The following is a 15,354-nucleotide window of genomic DNA, read 5'->3' on the forward strand; positions in this document are numbered from 1 at the left end:
CCCCGCCCCTGTTCCTGCACGCGCTCTTTCACGGAAAGAGCGCGATGAAGGCCCGGGGGCCCGCGGTCAGGCGATGTTGGATTGGATGCCGATGAGGGTGCCGACGAGGTAGGTGGCGCCGGCGGCGGCGGCGCCGAGCAGCAGTTGGCGCAGGCCGCTGGTCCACCAGGGGCGGTAGGTGAACCGGGCGACGAGCGCCCCGGCCACGAAGAGCCCCACCCCGCCGACGCCGAGCGCCAGCCAGAGGCTGGTGAAGCCGAGCAGGTAGGTCAGCAGCGGGACCAGCGCCCCGACGGAGAAGCAGAGGAACGACGAGATCGCCGCCGACCAGGGGCTGGGCTGCTCGTCGGGGTCGACGCCCAACTCCTCGCGGACGTGCATCCGCAGCGCCTCCTCCGGGTTGCGCCGGACCGCCTCGGCGACCTGCGTGGCGAGGTCGCGGGGCAGGCCCCGGGCGACCCACGCGTCGGCCAGCTCGCGGGCCTCCGCCTCCGGATGCCGCTCCAGCTCGCGGCGCTCCTTGGCGACCTCGGCGGCGACCTGCTCGTTGGCGGAGCGGACGCTGGTGTACTCCCCCAGCCCCATCGAGATCGCGCCGGCGACCAGGCCGGCCGCGCCGGTGAGCACGATGCTGCGCGGCGAGACGCCACCCCCGCCGACGCCCGCGATCAGGGCGATGTTGGTGACCAGCCCGTCCATCGCGCCGAAGACGGCCGGCCGCAGCCAGCCGCCCGAGACGTCCGCGTGGTGCGCCTCGCGCAGCGCCGCCGGGGTCTCCGTCACGGCAGGGTGAGGATCTCGTAGCCGTCGTCGGTGACGACGATGGTGTGCTCGAACTGGGCGGTCCACTTGCGGTCCTTGGTGACCACCGTCCAGCCGTCGTCCCACATGTCGTACTGGTAGGTGCCGAGGGTGATCATCGGCTCGACGGTGAAGGTCATCCCCGGTTCCATGATGTCGGTGGGGCGCGGGCTGTCGTAGTGCGGCACGTAGAGGCCGCTGTGGAACGCCTCGCCGATGCCGTGCCCGGTGAAGTCGCGCACCACCCCGTAGCCGAACCGCTTGGCGTACGACTCGATGACCCGGCCGATCACGTTGATCTGCCGGCCCGGCCGGACCGCCTTGATGCCGCGCATCATCGCCTCGTGGGTGCGCTCGACCAGCAGCCGGGCCTCCTCGCTGACCTCCCCGACGCAGAAGGTTGCGTCGGTGTCGCCGTGCACCCCGTCGAGGTACGCCGTGACGTCGACGTTGATGATGTCGCCGTCCTGGAGCACCGTCGAGTCGGGGATGCCGTGGCAGATCACCTCGTTGAGGCTGGTGCAGCAGGACTTCGGGAAGCCCTTGTAGCCCAGGGTCGACGGGTAGGCGCCGTGGTCGACCAGGAACTCGTGCACCACCCGGTCGATCTCGTCGGTGGTCACCCCGGGCTTGCAGTGCTCGCCGGCGAGCTGGGTCGCCTGGGCGGCGAGCCGGCCGGCGACCCGCATCTTCTCGATGGTCTCCGGGGTCTGCACGTGCGAGCCACGCCACTGCTGCGGACGCTTCTTGCCCACGTACTCCGGACGGACGATGTGGCCAGGAACCGCTCGCCACGGGGAGAGCGTGCCTGGGGTCAGCGGCGCACGGACGGTCATGGCGACAGCCTATCGCCGGGCCGCGTGGTGACCCCGGCCACGGCCCGGCTGTGCGGGTTGTTGCCGTGCGCATACGGCTGTGCCATTGTGGCTGCGTGGATCAAGGGGGCGTACCTCCCGTGTTCTCCGCGAGCGCGGAGCTCGACGGAGATCACCTCCACGTCGTGGTGACCGGCGAGGTGGACATGGCCACCGCCGACACCATGCTGCAGACCGCCCTGCGGGAGCCCGCCGCGCGGGTCACGCTGGACCTGCGGGCGGTGACGTTCTTCGACTCGGCCGCCATCCACGCCGTCGTGCAGCTCGCCCAGCGCGTCCCCGACCGGCTGGCCGTGCTGCCGTCGCGGCAGGTCGCCCGGGTGCTGGAGATCTCCGGCCTCGGCGAACAGGACTGGCTGCGCCGGGAGTGACCCCGCGCCGGGTGCGCGGGGGCCGGGCTCAGTCGCGCAGCCGCCGGGTCAGCCGCACTTCCGTCCCGTCCGGGGTACGGCGCACCGACAGCTCGCCCAGCGCCTGGATCAGCGCCAGCCCCCGGCCGCGGAAGCCCGCTCCCGTCGACTCGCGCCACTGGCCGCTGTCGCGCACGGTGGCCACCACCGTCCGGTCGGCGATGGTCACCTCGACCTCGATCGTCGCGTCGGCGGGCGCCACCGGATGCTCGATCGCGTTCGCGGCGGCCTCGGAGACCGCCACGGTCAGGTCGAACAGGTCGGTCTCGCCGACCTGGTGGGCGAGCAGGAAATCCTCCAGCCGCTTGCGCAGCACGCTGAGCCGGGTCGGGTCGGCCGGCAGCCGCAGCGCGAACCGGTCGAGTTCGGCGGCCTCCAGCGCGAGCACCGCGACGTCGTCGCGCCGGGTCCGCTCGGCGACCCGCTCCACCACGGCGTCGACCAGGTCGGCGACGTGTTCGCCCCGGACGGCGGCGTCCCGGCGGAGCTGGGCCAGCGCCTCGTCGATGTCGACCTGCCGGTCCTCGATCAGCCCGTCGGTGTAGAGCAGCAGCCGACCGCCGGGGGCGAGTTCGCCCTCGACCGTCCGGTAGGTGGTGCCGGCGATGGCGCCGATGGGCGGGCCGAGCGCCCCCTCGTGCAGGAACGCCACGTCGTCTCCTCGGATCAGCAGGGGGGACGGATGGCCGGCGCTGGCGTACCGCAGCCGGCCGGTGCGCGGGGAGAACCAGAGGCACACCACGGTGGCGAACGACTGGTGCTCGGTCGAGCCGACCAGCCGGTTCAACCGGGTCAGCGACTGCCCGGGGTCGTACCCCTCCAGCAGGTACGCCCGCAGCCCGTTGCGCAGCTGGCCCATGGCCGCGGCGGCCTGGACGCCCTTGCCGACCACGTCGCCGATGACCAGCACCAGCTCGTCGTCGGCGATCCCGATCACGTCGTACCAGTCGCCGCCGACCTCCACGTCGGCGCTGCCGGGCAGGTAGCGGCTGGCCACCACCGCGCCGGGCAGCTGGGGCAGCGTCCGGGGCAGCAGGCTGTGCTGCAGGGTGGTGGCGATGCGGTGCTCGGTCTCGTAGAGCTGGGCGTTCTCCAGGCGTACCCCGACCAGGCGGGCCAGTTCGGTGAGCGCGGCCTGTTCGGTGCCGTCGCCGTCGCGGTGCCACACCCGCAGCTCGCCCAGCTGCGCGCCGGTGGTGCCGGTCAGCGGCAGCAGGTGGGACGGCTCGGCCGGGACGTCCCCGCCGCCGTCGACCTCGAAGCGGGCGCCGGCGGTGGTGACGAGCACCCGGGCCGCCTCGGCGAGTCCGAGCGCGTGCCGGGCGGCCACCTGCACCACCTCGCCGGTGGAGCGGGCGGTGTTGACCGCCACCGCCGCGTCGGCCAGCGCCCGGAGCCGACGGATGATCTGCCCGCGCAACTGGCCCAGCTCGACGTTGGCGCGGACCCGGGCGGTCAGCTCCTGCCCGGAGAAGGGCTTGGTCAGGTAGTCGTCGGCGCCGACGGCAAGCCCGGCGACCGCCTCGGCGGAACCGGCCCGGGCGGAGAGCAGCACGATCGGCACGTGCCGGGTCCCCGGGTTCGCCCGCAGCGCCCGGACCAGGCCGAAGCCATCCAGCCGGGGCATCATCACGTCGGAGAGCACCAGGTCGAAGGAGCCGGCCACGGCCTGTTCGAGCGCCGCCACGCCGTCCGGTACCGCCACCACCTCGTACGACGGGCCGAGCAGCCGGGTGACGTGTTCGCGCAGGTCGGCGTTGTCGTCGGCGAGCAGGATCCGCCCGGCCCGCCCGTTCACCGCCTGCCCGGCCGGCTGGGGCGGGAGCGCGACGTCGCCGTCGTCGCTCCAGATGGCGGTCTCCGCGACGTAGAGCGCGGCCTGCTGCGGCTCGGCCAGTGGGGCCGGCGCGCCGCTGGTCACCCGGTCTGCGGGCAGGTGCCCGTGACCGAACGGAACGGTCACCGTGAAGGTGCTGCCCTCGTCCAGGCGGCTGCTGACCACCACCGTGCCGCCGTGCATCTCGACCAGCTCGCGGACCAGCGCCAGGCCGATCCCGGTGCCCTCGTGGGTACGCGAGCGCACCCCCGGCACCCGGTGGAACCGCTCGAAGACGTGCGGCAGCTCCGCGGCGACGATGCCGACACCGGTGTCGCTGACCTCCAGCCGGGCGGCGCCGCCGACCGCGCGGATCCGCACCCGGATCTCGCCGTCGAAGGTGAACTTCAACGCGTTCGACAGCAGGTTGAGGACGATCTTCTCCCACATGTCGCGGTCGACGAAGACCGGCCCGGGCAGCGGTGGACAGTCGACCACCAGGCGCAGCCCGGCCCGCGCGGTGGCGGAGCGGAAGGTGCTGGCCAGCCGGGAGGTGTAGTCGGCCAGGTCGGTGGGCTGGTAGTGGGCGGCCAGCCGGCCCGACTCCAGCCGGGAGAAGTCGAGCACGGTGTTGACCAGCTTGAGCAGGCGCAGCGCGTTGCGGTGCATCACGGTCAGCCGGTCGATGTACGCCGGCGGGAGCGCCGCGTCGGCGAGCAGGTCCTCCAGCGGCCCGAGGACCAGCGTCAGCGGGGTGCGGAACTCGTGGCTGACGTTGGCGAAGAAGTTGGTCTTGGCTCGGTCCAACGCGGCCAGCTCGGCGGCGCGGGCCCGCTCCTGCTCGTACGCCCGCTGCTGCCCGACGGCGCGGGAGATCTGCGCGGCGACCAGGCCGAAGAAGTCGCGGTACTCGTCGCCGAGGAGGAGCTGCCGGGAGACCCCGACGACCAGCACCCCGGCCGGCTCGTTGGTGGCGGTCAGCGGCAGCGCCAGGGCCCGGTCGGCGGCCTCGGGCGGCACCACGCCGAGCAGGTCGGCCACGTCGATCTCGGCGGCGACGCCGTCCTCGGCGACGCCGAGCAGCACCGGCGACGGCTCGGCGGGGACGCTCGCCGCGTCGCTGCCGCTGCATCCGGCGAGGGCGAGCTGCCCGGTGTCGTCGTAGAGCCGGATCCGGGCGAAGGGGATGTCGGCCCGGTACCCGTCGAGCACCTCGGCGGCGATCCTGCCCACCTCCGGCACGCTGCGCGCCTCGCCGAGCCGGGAGCCCAGCTCGGCCAGGGCCCGCAGCCGGCGCTCGCCGAGCACCCGGCCGGTGGTCTCGTTGACGAAGCAGAAGACGCCGTTGACCCGCCCGTCGGCCTCGCGGATCGGGTCGTACGAGACGTCGAAGTAGACCTTCTCGACGAAGCCCTGCCGGTCGATGACGAACGGGTGGTCCTTGCCGTGGTACGGCTCGCCGGTGCGCAGCACGCCGTCCAGCACCGGGCCGAGCACGTCCCAGGTCTCCACCCAGTGCTCGCTCGCCGGCTGCCCGATCACGCCCGGGTGCTTGATGCCGATGGTGGGCAGGTAGGCGTCGTTGTAGAAGGTGCGGTGGTCCGGACCCCAGAACATCGCGATCTGGGCGCGGGAGGCGAGCATCATGCTGACCGCGTGGCACAACGCCGGCGGCCAGGTGTCGGGGGTGCCGAGCGGGGTGCGGGACCAGTCGTACCCGGCCAGCCTCCGCCCCATCTCGCCACCGGCGGCGAACGCCTCGGCGAGCTGTGGAGGGAGGCAGCCGTCGCCGGGCCGGCCCGACGAGTTCCGCTCGCCCTTGCCCACCTGGGCCGAGCTCATGCACCCCTCCCGCTCCGGCCGTGCCCCGTGACGCCTCGGCGTTCACCGGCCGCGCCCCGCCTCCTACCCAGGCGGACGAGCAACGTAACGCATGGATACCCACCGACGCTGGTTACCTGGGTCTCATCCTGCCGTCGCCGGCCGGACACCGCTCGCCGGCGGGTCGGGGCCGGCCGGTCAGAAGATCGGGAGGCCGTCGATGCTGGCGGCGTTCTTCCTGCTCCGGTAGGCCGCCAGGTCCTCCTCGGTGCGGCGGGAACCCCACTCGATCAGCAGGTCGCGCTCGCCGCGGTAGTCCATCAGCGGCACCCCGTAACCGCAGGAATCGCTGACCCGCTCGACGGTGACGGTGACCACACTCCGCACGGCGTGCGGGTCGGGCGGATCAGGAAAGCCGGCGAGCAGCGACGGGAAGCCCGGATCGGTGAGCGGGGTGGTGACGCCGCGCCCGTGCAGCCTGACGATCTTGGGTGGGCCGGTGAAGGCGCAGAACATGACGGTGACCCGGCCGTTCTGCCGCAGGTGCGCGATCGTCTCCGCGCCGCTGCCGTGGTAGTCCAGCCAGGCCACGGTCAGCGGATCGACGACGAGGAAGGTGCCGCGCATCCCCTTGGGCGAGACGTTGACGTGCCCGTCGGGGCCGGACGGGGCGGAGGCCACGAAGAAGACCGGCTGTGCCTCGATGAAGTCCCGCAGCCGCCCGTCGATTTCCGGATACACCTTCCCCATGCCGGCCATCCTCGCACCGGTGGCCGAAGGATGGGATGCCCGTTCCCGTCAGGTGGACCGGGCGGCGCGGACCAGGGCGGTGATCGGACGCGGGTCGGCCTCGTTCTCCGGGTGCCACTGCACGCCGAGCAGGAACCGCCGTTGCGGGTCCTCGATCGCCTCGACGACCCCGTCGTCGGCCCAGCCGGTGGCGACCAGCCGCCCCGGGTCGGCGACCCCCTGGTGGTGGTAGGAGTTGACCCGGTCCACCCCGGCCATCACCGTCCCGGCCAGGCTGCCGGGCGCGAACCGGACGGGGTGCGCGCCGTAGCGGCCCGGGGCCGGGCGGTGCCGGTCGTGGCCGACGAGGTCCGGCAGGTGCTGGTGCAGCGCCCCGCCGTGCGCGACCGCCAGCAGCTGCATGCCCCGGCAGATGCCCAGCACCGGCAGGTCGACGGCGAGCGCCCCGGCGAGCAGCGCCAGCTCGCCGGCGTCCCGGTCCGGCCGGGGCTCGGTACGCGGGTCGGGCGCCCGGCCGTACCGCTCCGGGCCGACGTCGGCCCCACCGGCCAGCACCAGCCCGTCGAGCACCCGAATCACGTCGGCGTCCACGTCGTCGGGGGGCAGCACCACGGCCCGGCCGCCGGCCGCGCCCACCGCCCGCACGTACGCCTGCGGCACCAGCGTCGCCGGCACGTCCCGCCACACCGCCCAGCCGGCCGGCTCCACGTACGCGCTGATCCCGATCAACGGACGGCCCACCGGGCCGCGCAAGTTCACAGGGGCGTGACGTAGGCGCCGGTGATGCCGCCGTCCACCACGAACTGCGCCGCGGTCATGAAGGACGCGTCGTCGCTGGCCAGGAAGGCGACCGCGGCGGCGATCTCCTCCGGGGCGCCGAACCGCCCCATCGGCACGTGCACCAGTCGGCGGGCGGCCCGCTCCGGGTCGGCGGCGAAGAGCTCCAGCAGCAGCGGGGTGGCGACCGGGCCGGGGCAGAGCGCGTTGACCCGGATCCCCTCCCGGGCGAACTGCACCCCCAGCTCCCGGGTCATCGCCAGCACCCCGCCCTTGCTCGCCGTGTACGCGATCTGCGAGGTGGCCGCCCCCATCAGCGCGACGAAGGAGGCGGTGTTGATGATCGAGCCCTTGCCCTGCCGGCGCATGTGCGGAATGACGTACTTGCAGCAGAGGTAGACGCTGGTGGTGTTGACCCGCAGCACCCGCTCCCAGGCGTCCAGGCCGGTCTCCAGGATCGAGTCGTCGTCGGGCGGGGAGATGCCCGCGTTGTTGAAGGCCACGTCCACCCGGCCGTGCCGCTGCACCACGCCGTCGAAGAGTTCCCGGACGGACGCCTCGTCGGCCACGTCGCAGGCGACGAACTCGCCGCCGACCTCGTCGGCCGCCCGCTTGCCGGCCTCGGGATCGATGTCGGCGCAGACCACCCGCGCCCCCTCGGCGGCGAAGCGCCGCACGGTGGCCAGCCCGATCCCGCTGCCCGCCCCGGTCACCACGGCCACCCGGTCCTGAAGTCGTCCCTGCACGCTCGTCACTCCTCTGTGCCGATGAACACGTTCTTGACGTCGGTGAAGGCGTGCAGCGCGTCCGGGCCCAGCTCACGGCCGAGCCCGGAGCGCTTCATCCCGCCGAACGGGGTCCAGTACCGCACCGAGGAGTGCGAGTTGACGCTCAGGTTGCCCGACTCGACCGCGCGGGCCACCCGCAGCGCGCGCCCGACGTCGCGGGTCCAGACCGAGCCGGAGAGGCCGTACTCGGTGTCGTTGGCGAGCCGGACCGCGTCCGCCTCGTCGTCGAACGGGAGCACCGACACCACCGGCCCGAAGACCTCCTCCCGCCAGTGCCGCTCGGCCGGCGAGTCGGCGAGCAGCACCGTCGGGGCGTGCCAGAAGCCCGGGCCGTCGGGGCACGAGCCGGTGAAGGCGACCTTTGCGCCGTCGACGTACCCGGCGACCCGGTCGCGGTGCGCGGCCGAGATCAGCGGACCCATCTCGGTCGACTCGGCGGCCGGGTCGGCCACCCGGAAGGCGCGCACGGCCGGTTCGAGGAGTTCGAGGAAGCGGTCGTACACCGTCCGCTGGACCAGGATCCGGGACCGGGCGCAGCAGTCCTGGCCGGCGTTGTCGAAGACCGCGTACGGCGCGGTGGCCGCCGCCTTCGCCAGGTCCGCGTCGGCGAAGACCAGGTTGGCGCTCTTGCCGCCCAGCTCCAGGGTCACCCGCTTCACCTGCGCGGCGCAGCCGGCCATGATCCGGGTGCCGACCTCGGTGGAGCCGGTGAAGCAGATCTTGCGTACGGCCGGGTGGCTGACGAACCGCTCCCCCACCACGGCGCCCTGCCCCGGCAGCACGGTGAACACCCCCTCCGGCAGGCCCGCCTCGACCGCCAGCTCGCCGAGGCGCAGCGCGGTCAGCGGGGTCAGCTCGGCGGGCTTGAGCACCACGGTGTTGCCGGCGGCGAGCGCCGGAGCGAAACCCCAGGCGGCGATCGGCATCGGGAAGTTCCACGGCACGATCACCCCGACCACGCCGAGCGGCTCGTGGAAGGTGACGTCCCACCCGCCCGGCACGGGGATCTGCCGGCCGGTCAGCCGCTCCGGGGCGCCGGCGTAGTAGTCCAGCACGTCCCGGACGTTGCCCGCCTCCCAGCGGGCGTTGCCGATGGTGTGCCCGGCGTTGTGCACCTCCAGCCGGGCCAGCTGCTCCAGGTGCGCGTCCACCACCGCGGCGAACCGCCGCAGCAGCCGCGCCCGGTCCCCCGGCGCCACGCCCCGCCACGTCTCGTACGCCCGCGCGGCCCGCTCGATCGCCGCGTCGACCTCCGCCGGCGAGCTGGCCGGCACCTTACGCAGAAGCTGTCCCGTCGCCGGGTTCCGTACCTCGGTCACCCGCCCCACCCTGCCCTCTCCGCGGTGCGTGCGCAGCTGTCGTCCCGGCGCGTCGCGCCCGTTGCCCGCCGGTCGGCCGGGCGCGGGCGGCCGGCGGGGTCAGAGGCGTTCGAAGCCACGGACCAGTTCCCAGTCCGTCACGGCGGCGTCGAAGGCGGCCAGTTCGACCTTCGCCTGGTTGGCGTAGTGGGCGACCACCTCGTCGCCGAAGGCCTCCTTCGCCACGGCGGAGGACTCCCACAGGGTGAGCGCGTCGCGGAGGGTGGCGGGGACCCGCTCGGCGGCCGGGTCGTCGTACGCGTTGCCGGTGCACTCCTCGCCCAGCTCCAGCTCGCGTTCGATGCCGTGCACCGCCCCGGCCACCAGCGCGGCGATCGCCAGGTACGGGTTGACGTCCGCGCCGGGTACCCGGTTCTCCACCCGCATGCCCTGCCCGTGCCCGACCAGCCGCAGGGCGCAGGTGCGGTTGTCGGTGCCCCAGCGCAGCGCGGTCGGCGCGAACGAGCCGGGCTGGTAGCGCTTGTAGGAGTTGATGTTCGGGGCGAAGAGGACGCTCAGCTCACGCATGGTGGCGAGCAGCCCGGCGAGCACCCGCTGCCCGGTCACCGACAGGTGGGCGGGCCCGTCGCCGAGCATCGCCGAGCGGCCGTCGGCGTCGCGCAGCGAGAAGTGGATGTGGCAGGAGTTGCCCTCCCGCTCGTTCGGCTTGGCCATGAAGGTGATCGACATGCCCTCCTGGGCGGCGATCTCCTTGGCCCCGTTCTTGTAGATGACGTGGTGGTCGGCGCAGGCCACCGCCTCGTCGTAGCGGAAGGCGATCTCGTGCTGGCCGAGGTTGCACTCCCCCTTGGCGCTCTCCGGGGTCAGCCCGGCGCCGGCCATCTCGGTGCGGATGCGGCGCAGCAGCGGCTCCACCCGGGCCGTGCCGAGCAGCGAGTAGTCCACGTTGTACTGGTTGGCCGGGGTCAGGTCACGGTAGCCGCGCCGCCAGGCGTCCTCGTACGAGTCGCGGAAGAGCACGAACTCCAGCTCGGTGCCGGCGTACGCCCTCAGCCCGTGGGCGGCCAGCCGGTCGAGCTGGCGGCGCAGGATCTGCCGGGGCGAGGCGACCACCGGGCCGCCGCCGTCCAGCCAGGCCAGGTCGGCGATGACCAGGGCGCTTCCCGGCTGCCAGGGCATCCGGCGCAGGGTGTTGAAGTCCGGCACCATCGCGAAGTCGCCGTAGCCGCGTTCCCAGCTCGACATCGCGTACCCGTCGACGGTGTTCATGTCGACGTCCACGGCGAGCAGGTAGTTGCAGCCCTCGCTGCCGTTCGCGACCACCTGGTCCAGGAAGAAGGGGGCGTGGAACCGCTTGCCCTGCAACCGGCCCTGCATGTCGACCAGGGCGAGCACCACGGTGTCGATTTCGCCGGCGGCGATGCCGACCCGCAACTCTTCCAGCGTCAACGGCGTTCTGGTCATCAGCGAGTCTCCATCACCAAGGTCTACTGGCAAGCCGGATCACCGTCAATGCCCCGGGGGCGTCGGCGGCAATCCACCGGAGGAGTTCCGATGCGTCGTCGAGTCCTGCTGGCCGTCATCACCGTCCTCGCTCTCTTCTCGGGCTCCGCCGCCGCCCAGGCGGGCGGGCAGCCGCCGCCCGGGCCGGGCACCCCGCCCGGTCCCGGCAACTTCGACTTCGCCGATCCGGAGGTCGTCGCGACCGGGCTGGAGGTGCCGTGGGGGCTCGACTTCCTGCCGGACGGCAGCGCCCTGGTCGCCCAGCGCGACCGGGGTACCGTCGTCCGGGTCCGGCCCGGCCGGGCGCCGCGGCAGGTCGCCCGGATCGCCGGGGTGGTCGCCGGCGGTGAGGCGGGACTGCTCGGCCTGGCCGTCTCCCCCACGTTCCGCCGGGACCGGCTGGTCTACGTCTGCTTCACCACCGCCTCCGACATCCGGATCGTGCGGTTCCCGCTCGAACTGCCGCAGTTCGCGCAGGTCATCCTCAGCGGGGTCCGGCGCGCGTCCGCCCACGACGGCGGACGGATCGCGTTCGGCCCCGACGGTATGCTCTACGCCGGCATCGGTGACGCACTCGTGCCCGCCGACGCGCAGAACCTGGCCAGCCGCAACGGCAAGATCCTGCGGATGCGGCCGGACGGCCGCGTGCCGGCGGACAACCCGTTCGCCGGGTCGCTGGTCTACAGCTACGGCCACCGCAACGTGCAGGGCCTCGCCTGGGACGCGCGGGGCCGGCTCTTCGCCACCGAGTTCGGCCAGAGCAGGTGGGACGAGGTGAACCTGATCGTGCCGGGCGGCAACTACGGCTGGCCGGTCGTCGAGGGCCGCAGCGGCGACCCCCGGTTCCGCGATCCGGTGGTCGTCTGGACCCCGGCGGAGGCGTCACCGAGCGGCGCCGCCTTCGCCGAGGGCACCCTCTTCGTCGCCGCGCTGCGCGGGGCGCGGCTCTGGGCCGTACCGGTCGGGGTGTCCGGCGAAGTGGGCACCCCCACCGCCGTACTGCGCGGCAGCTACGGCCGGCTGCGGACCGTGGAGCGCGCCCCGGACGGCTCGCTCTGGGTGACCACCAGCAACCGCGACGGCCGCGGCACGCCGGCCGCGGACGACGACCGCATCCTGCGCGTGCGGACCGGCACCGGGCAGCCGCAGCCCTCGGCGGTCACGCCGCCCACCGCCGGCCCACGGCAACCGTGAACCGGCGGTGGCGGCGGCGGCTCAGGCCGGTTCGTCGACCGGCGCCGGCCCGGTCGCCGGTGCCGGGTCCTCGACGGTACGGCGGGGACCGGTGAACCACTTCCGCGCCGAGGCGTACCACCAGACGCCGACCAGCAGCAGCACCCCGCCCACGGCGAGCGGCGCGTAGTTCACCGCCGACCAGCTGAAGTCGGCGTTGCCGGGCACCCCGGCGGGGACGATCGGCAGCACGAAGTAGACCGAGATGACGGCGATCTCGATCACCGCGATCCAGCCGAGGATCTTGTACTTCGGGCCGAGCGTCCACGGACCGGGCTGGAACCGGTCCCCCATCCGCAGCCGCAGCGCGATCGGGATGACGAAGGACAGGTAGAGCCCGATCACCGCCACCGACACCACGGCGTAGAAGGCGACCGGGATGCCGGACGGGCTCTCGTAGAGGGCGGGCAGGGTGAGCAGCAACCCGGCCAGGGTGGCCCCGATGATTGCGTTGGCGGGGGTGCCGTTGCGGTCCACCTTCGACCAGAGCCGCCAGCCGGGCACCGCGCGGTCGCGGCTGAACGCGTACGCCATCCGGCTCATCGACGTCACGCAGCTCATCCCGCAGAAGAACTGGCCGATGGTGGAGATGATGATGACGGTCTTGAAGAAGAACGGCGTCAGCGCGGTTTCGAAGATCGCCCCGGAGAACCCGCTCGCCTTGTTGATCGCGTCGACGTCGGTGGCGGCGAAGAGAAAGGCCAGCAGCAGGATCCAGCCGCCGACCGCGGAGTAGAAGATCGACCGCCAGAGTCCCTTGGCGGCGGCCTGGGACGCGCCCCGGGTCTCCTCGGAGACGTGCGCGCAGGCGTCGAAGCCGGTGATCGTGTACTGGGTGAGCAGGAAGCCCAGCGGCAGCACGTAGAACCAGAAGGTCAGCCCGCCGGTGTCGCCGTCGCCGAACCCGGAGTTGTTGAACTGCTCGGTGAAGACGAACTGGAAGCTCTGGTGGTCGTCCGGCACCAGCAGCAGGATCGCCACCACCGCCGCCGCGCCGGCCACGTGCCACCAGACCGAGACGTTCTGCAGCACGTCGATGATCCGGTGCCCGAAGATGTTGATCAGACCGTGCAGCACGAGGATGACCACGAACAGCCCGAACGCCTGGCGCAGTGTCCCGGCCCAACCGTCGAAGAGCGCCGACAGGGTCAGGTTGAGGAAGGTGGCGCAGCCGTAGTCCACCGAGGCGGTGACCGCGACCAGCCCGATCAGGTTGAGCCAGCCGGTGAACCAGCCGTGCACCGGGCGGCCCATCTTCGCCGCCCACCAGTAGATGCCGCCCGCCGTCGGGTACGCCGAGACCAGCTCGGCCAGGCAGAAGCCGATGATCAGGATGAAGAGCGAGATCAGCGGCCAGCCCCAGGAGATGGCGACCGGACCACCGTTGTTCCACGCCTGGCCGAACGTGGTGAAGCAGCCGGCCAGGATCGAGATGATCGAGAACGAGATGGCGAAGTTGGAGAAGCCGCTCCACTTGCGGCGCAGCTCCTGCTGGTAACCGAGTTCGGCGAGCCGTCGGGCGTCGTCGTCCATCGGTTGCTCGGCGGTCGGCGAGGGCGTCATGGCCACAGCACACCTCCCTGAGGTGGTCCCCGGAACGAGTGCGCCCGAGTCTCGTCTCGTGGATCACGGCGGTCAATACGCCGCAAGGCCCGAACTCGCATATTGCGTTGCCGAACCGGGCGTCCCGGCGGCATGCTTGAGCCCGTGACCAGGCCCGATCGCGACGGGCCTGCCCCCGGGCGCTCGGCAACGCCCGGTCCGCGGCGGCGCGGGGTGCTCACCTCTCTCTCACTCGTACGGCGATGCGCCGTACCCGACGAGCCCCCCGCGCCGCCGTCCCTCCGCCCGGTCAGCGGGCCAGGTCGGAGATGAGGTTGACGGAGCCCGCCACGATCACCACACCGAAGATGTACGACAGGACGGCATGGCACAGCACGTTGCCCCGGATGCGGGGATCGTTGATGACCGTGTCCGACACCTGGTAGGTCATGCCGATCGTGAAGGCGACGTAGGCCAGATCGCGGTAGGTGGTCCGCCCCTGCACAGGCTGGCCTTCGAAGCCGATCCCCCCGGTCGTCGATCCGTATTGCAGGTCGGTGTAGCGCAGGGTGAAGACCGTGTTGACGACGGTCCACGACAACAGGACGGTCAGTACGGCGGCGCCGACCAGCAGCATCCGGACCGAGCCGCTCTGCCGGCCGGCGAGGTTGAGCGCGAGGCCGACACCCAGCAGGCTGGCGACGCCCGCTCCTACCAGCAGCACCGCGGCGGTCACCCGCGTCTCGTCCACACGCATGGCGAGCATCTCGGTGTGGGAGCTGTCCGCCCGGATGATGACCGGCCAGACGGTGAGTAGGAAGGCGAGCGCGGTGGCGTCCCAGCCCCCGACCGCGGCCAACTTCCAGTTCATGAACGGCAGGAGCGCCAGAGCGACGGCGAGCCCGATCACGGCGACGAGGACGGCTCGCCGCAGGGCGGGGGCGTGCCAGCCGAGGCATCGGTGATACCAGGTCTCCTCGGGCATGCCGGTCATCGTCCGAGTGTCTCCCATCGCCCCGCACGGCGTGCCCAGAAGGCGCCTCCGAGGCGTTTTCTGACCCCTGCCCACGCGAGAACGTTGAGCGCAACCGAGTAGGCCGCGACCCCGGCGCACCTGGGCCACGTACCGAGCCCGTTCCTCGACGGCCCGGCCGCAGCGGGCCTCCTGCCGAGAACGCCGGCCGCCGGCTCAGGCGAACAGCAGGCCGGCGACCCAGAGGGCGGCGACGACCAGCCCGGCCAGGAACTCCACCAGCATCGACAGTCCGGCCGCCTTGAGGGCCTGCACCGTGGCCGGCCAGGCGAGCTGGTTGCTGCCCAGCCGCAGCCGCTCGGCGCCGAACACGCCACCGACGAAGCCGAGCACCAACCCGACCACCGGGATCACGAAGAACCCGACCACTCCGAGCAGCCCGCCGGCGAGCAGTGAGGAGGTGGGTACGCCGGTCCGCTTGAGGTTGCGCCCCGGCCAGGCGTACTTGACCACGGTCGCCCCGGCGGCGACCACGGTGGCCGCCGCGAGTACCGCCCAGCGACCGGGGCCGGCGCCGCCGAAGAGCGCCCAGACCAGCACGCCGCCCCAGCACAGCGGCAGCGCCGGCAGCCCCGGCACCACCACGCCGGCCAGCCCGGCCAGGATGGCCAGCGCGGCCACCACCGACACCGCCGCCTGCGAGTCCGTCAGCCCCACGCCGCCTCCGCCCGCCCGACCCGCCCGAC

Annotated in this window: 13 protein-coding genes; 2 read left to right on the plus strand and 11 right to left on the minus strand. The window is 72.9% G+C overall.

Annotated features, from left to right (window positions below):
• Window positions 1-66: 66 nt before the first annotated feature.
• Together ACSNN7_RS19995 and map are read right to left on the minus strand one after the other, a co-directional pair.
• Window positions 67-783: a VIT1/CCC1 transporter family protein gene (locus ACSNN7_RS19995; protein ID WP_436682391.1), complete on the minus strand. Its 717-nt coding sequence runs from the start codon at window positions 781-783 to the stop codon at window positions 67-69.
• Window positions 780-1,637 carry a type I methionyl aminopeptidase gene (gene map, locus ACSNN7_RS20000; protein WP_334450684.1) on the minus strand — a complete coding sequence of 286 codons (858 nt, stop codon included), beginning with the start codon at window positions 1,635-1,637 and terminating at the stop codon, window positions 780-782. Before map ends, ACSNN7_RS19995 begins: the two co-directional genes overlap by 4 nt.
• 95 nt (window positions 1,638-1,732) lie before the next feature.
• On the opposite strand from map, the gene ACSNN7_RS20005 reads away from it, so the two are divergent.
• Window positions 1,733-2,047 carry an STAS domain-containing protein gene (locus tag ACSNN7_RS20005; protein ID WP_436682392.1) on the plus strand — a complete coding sequence of 105 codons (315 nt, stop codon included), beginning with the start codon at window positions 1,733-1,735 and terminating at the stop codon, window positions 2,045-2,047.
• A 28-nt stretch (window positions 2,048-2,075) separates the two neighbouring features.
• Here ACSNN7_RS20005 and ACSNN7_RS20010 read toward each other — a convergent pair whose 3' ends face one another.
• From ACSNN7_RS20010 to ACSNN7_RS20035, 6 genes are all read right to left on the minus strand, one after another.
• Window positions 2,076-5,744, minus strand: coding sequence for a SpoIIE family protein phosphatase (locus ACSNN7_RS20010; protein WP_436682394.1), 3,669 nt, complete (start codon window positions 5,742-5,744; stop codon window positions 2,076-2,078).
• 177 nt (window positions 5,745-5,921) lie between these two features.
• Window positions 5,922-6,473, minus strand: a complete 552-nt coding sequence (locus tag ACSNN7_RS20015) for a pyridoxamine 5'-phosphate oxidase family protein (RefSeq protein ID WP_436682395.1) — start codon at window positions 6,471-6,473, stop codon at window positions 5,922-5,924.
• Between the two features lie 48 nt (window positions 6,474-6,521).
• A complete protein-coding gene (locus ACSNN7_RS20020) occupies window positions 6,522-7,214 on the minus strand; it encodes a gamma-glutamyl-gamma-aminobutyrate hydrolase family protein (RefSeq protein WP_436682396.1) in 693 nt (230 codons plus the stop codon).
• Window positions 7,215-7,228: 14 nt separating this feature from the next.
• Window positions 7,229-7,996, minus strand: coding sequence for a 3-oxoacyl-ACP reductase (locus tag ACSNN7_RS20025; protein WP_334450690.1), 768 nt, complete (start codon window positions 7,994-7,996; stop codon window positions 7,229-7,231).
• A 5-nt stretch (window positions 7,997-8,001) separates the two neighbouring features.
• The gene (locus ACSNN7_RS20030; protein WP_436682397.1) at window positions 8,002-9,357 is read right to left on the minus strand and encodes an aldehyde dehydrogenase family protein; all 1,356 of its coding nucleotides are present in this window, start codon (window positions 9,355-9,357) and stop codon (window positions 8,002-8,004) included.
• A gap of 99 nt (window positions 9,358-9,456) precedes the next feature.
• Window positions 9,457-10,821 carry a glutamine synthetase family protein gene (locus ACSNN7_RS20035; RefSeq protein ID WP_436682398.1) on the minus strand — a complete coding sequence of 455 codons (1,365 nt, stop codon included), beginning with the start codon at window positions 10,819-10,821 and terminating at the stop codon, window positions 9,457-9,459.
• A 90-nt stretch (window positions 10,822-10,911) separates the two neighbouring features.
• Here ACSNN7_RS20035 and ACSNN7_RS20040 point away from each other — a divergent pair, with 90 nt between their 5' ends.
• Window positions 10,912-12,054 carry a PQQ-dependent sugar dehydrogenase gene (locus ACSNN7_RS20040; RefSeq protein ID WP_436682399.1) on the plus strand — a complete coding sequence of 381 codons (1,143 nt, stop codon included), beginning with the start codon at window positions 10,912-10,914 and terminating at the stop codon, window positions 12,052-12,054.
• Window positions 12,055-12,075: 21 nt separating this feature from the next.
• Here ACSNN7_RS20040 and ACSNN7_RS20045 read toward each other — a convergent pair whose 3' ends face one another.
• From ACSNN7_RS20045 to ACSNN7_RS20055, 3 genes are all read right to left on the minus strand, one after another.
• The gene (locus ACSNN7_RS20045) at window positions 12,076-13,656 is read right to left on the minus strand and encodes an amino acid permease (protein WP_436682403.1); all 1,581 of its coding nucleotides are present in this window, start codon (window positions 13,654-13,656) and stop codon (window positions 12,076-12,078) included.
• Window positions 13,657-13,945: 289 nt separating this feature from the next.
• Window positions 13,946-14,545: a DUF1345 domain-containing protein gene (locus ACSNN7_RS20050; RefSeq protein ID WP_436682400.1), complete on the minus strand. Its 600-nt coding sequence runs from the start codon at window positions 14,543-14,545 to the stop codon at window positions 13,946-13,948.
• A 279-nt stretch (window positions 14,546-14,824) separates the two neighbouring features.
• A complete protein-coding gene (locus ACSNN7_RS20055; RefSeq protein ID WP_436682405.1) occupies window positions 14,825-15,325 on the minus strand; it encodes a DUF456 domain-containing protein in 501 nt (166 codons plus the stop codon).
• Between the last annotated feature and the right edge of the window lie 29 nt (window positions 15,326-15,354).

Source organism: Micromonospora sp. URMC 105 (genome assembly GCF_051386295.1).
GTDB lineage: Bacteria > Actinomycetota > Actinomycetes > Mycobacteriales > Micromonosporaceae > Micromonospora.

Excerpts from the sequence above, each read along its gene's own strand:
- map (WP_334450684.1), bottom strand. The coding sequence starts at position 1,637 with ATGACCGTCCGTGCGCCGCTGACCCCAGGCACGCTCTCCCCGTGGCGA.
- ACSNN7_RS20010 (WP_436682394.1), bottom strand. The coding sequence starts at position 5,744 with ATGAGCTCGGCCCAGGTGGGCAAGGGCGAGCGGAACTCGTCGGGCCGG.
- ACSNN7_RS20015 (WP_436682395.1), bottom strand. The coding sequence starts at position 6,473 with ATGGGGAAGGTGTATCCGGAAATCGACGGGCGGCTGCGGGACTTCATC.
- ACSNN7_RS20035 (WP_436682398.1), bottom strand. The coding sequence starts at position 10,821 with ATGACCAGAACGCCGTTGACGCTGGAAGAGTTGCGGGTCGGCATCGCC.
- ACSNN7_RS20040 (WP_436682399.1), top strand. The coding sequence starts at position 10,912 with ATGCGTCGTCGAGTCCTGCTGGCCGTCATCACCGTCCTCGCTCTCTTC.
- ACSNN7_RS20045 (WP_436682403.1), bottom strand. The coding sequence starts at position 13,656 with ATGACGCCCTCGCCGACCGCCGAGCAACCGATGGACGACGACGCCCGA.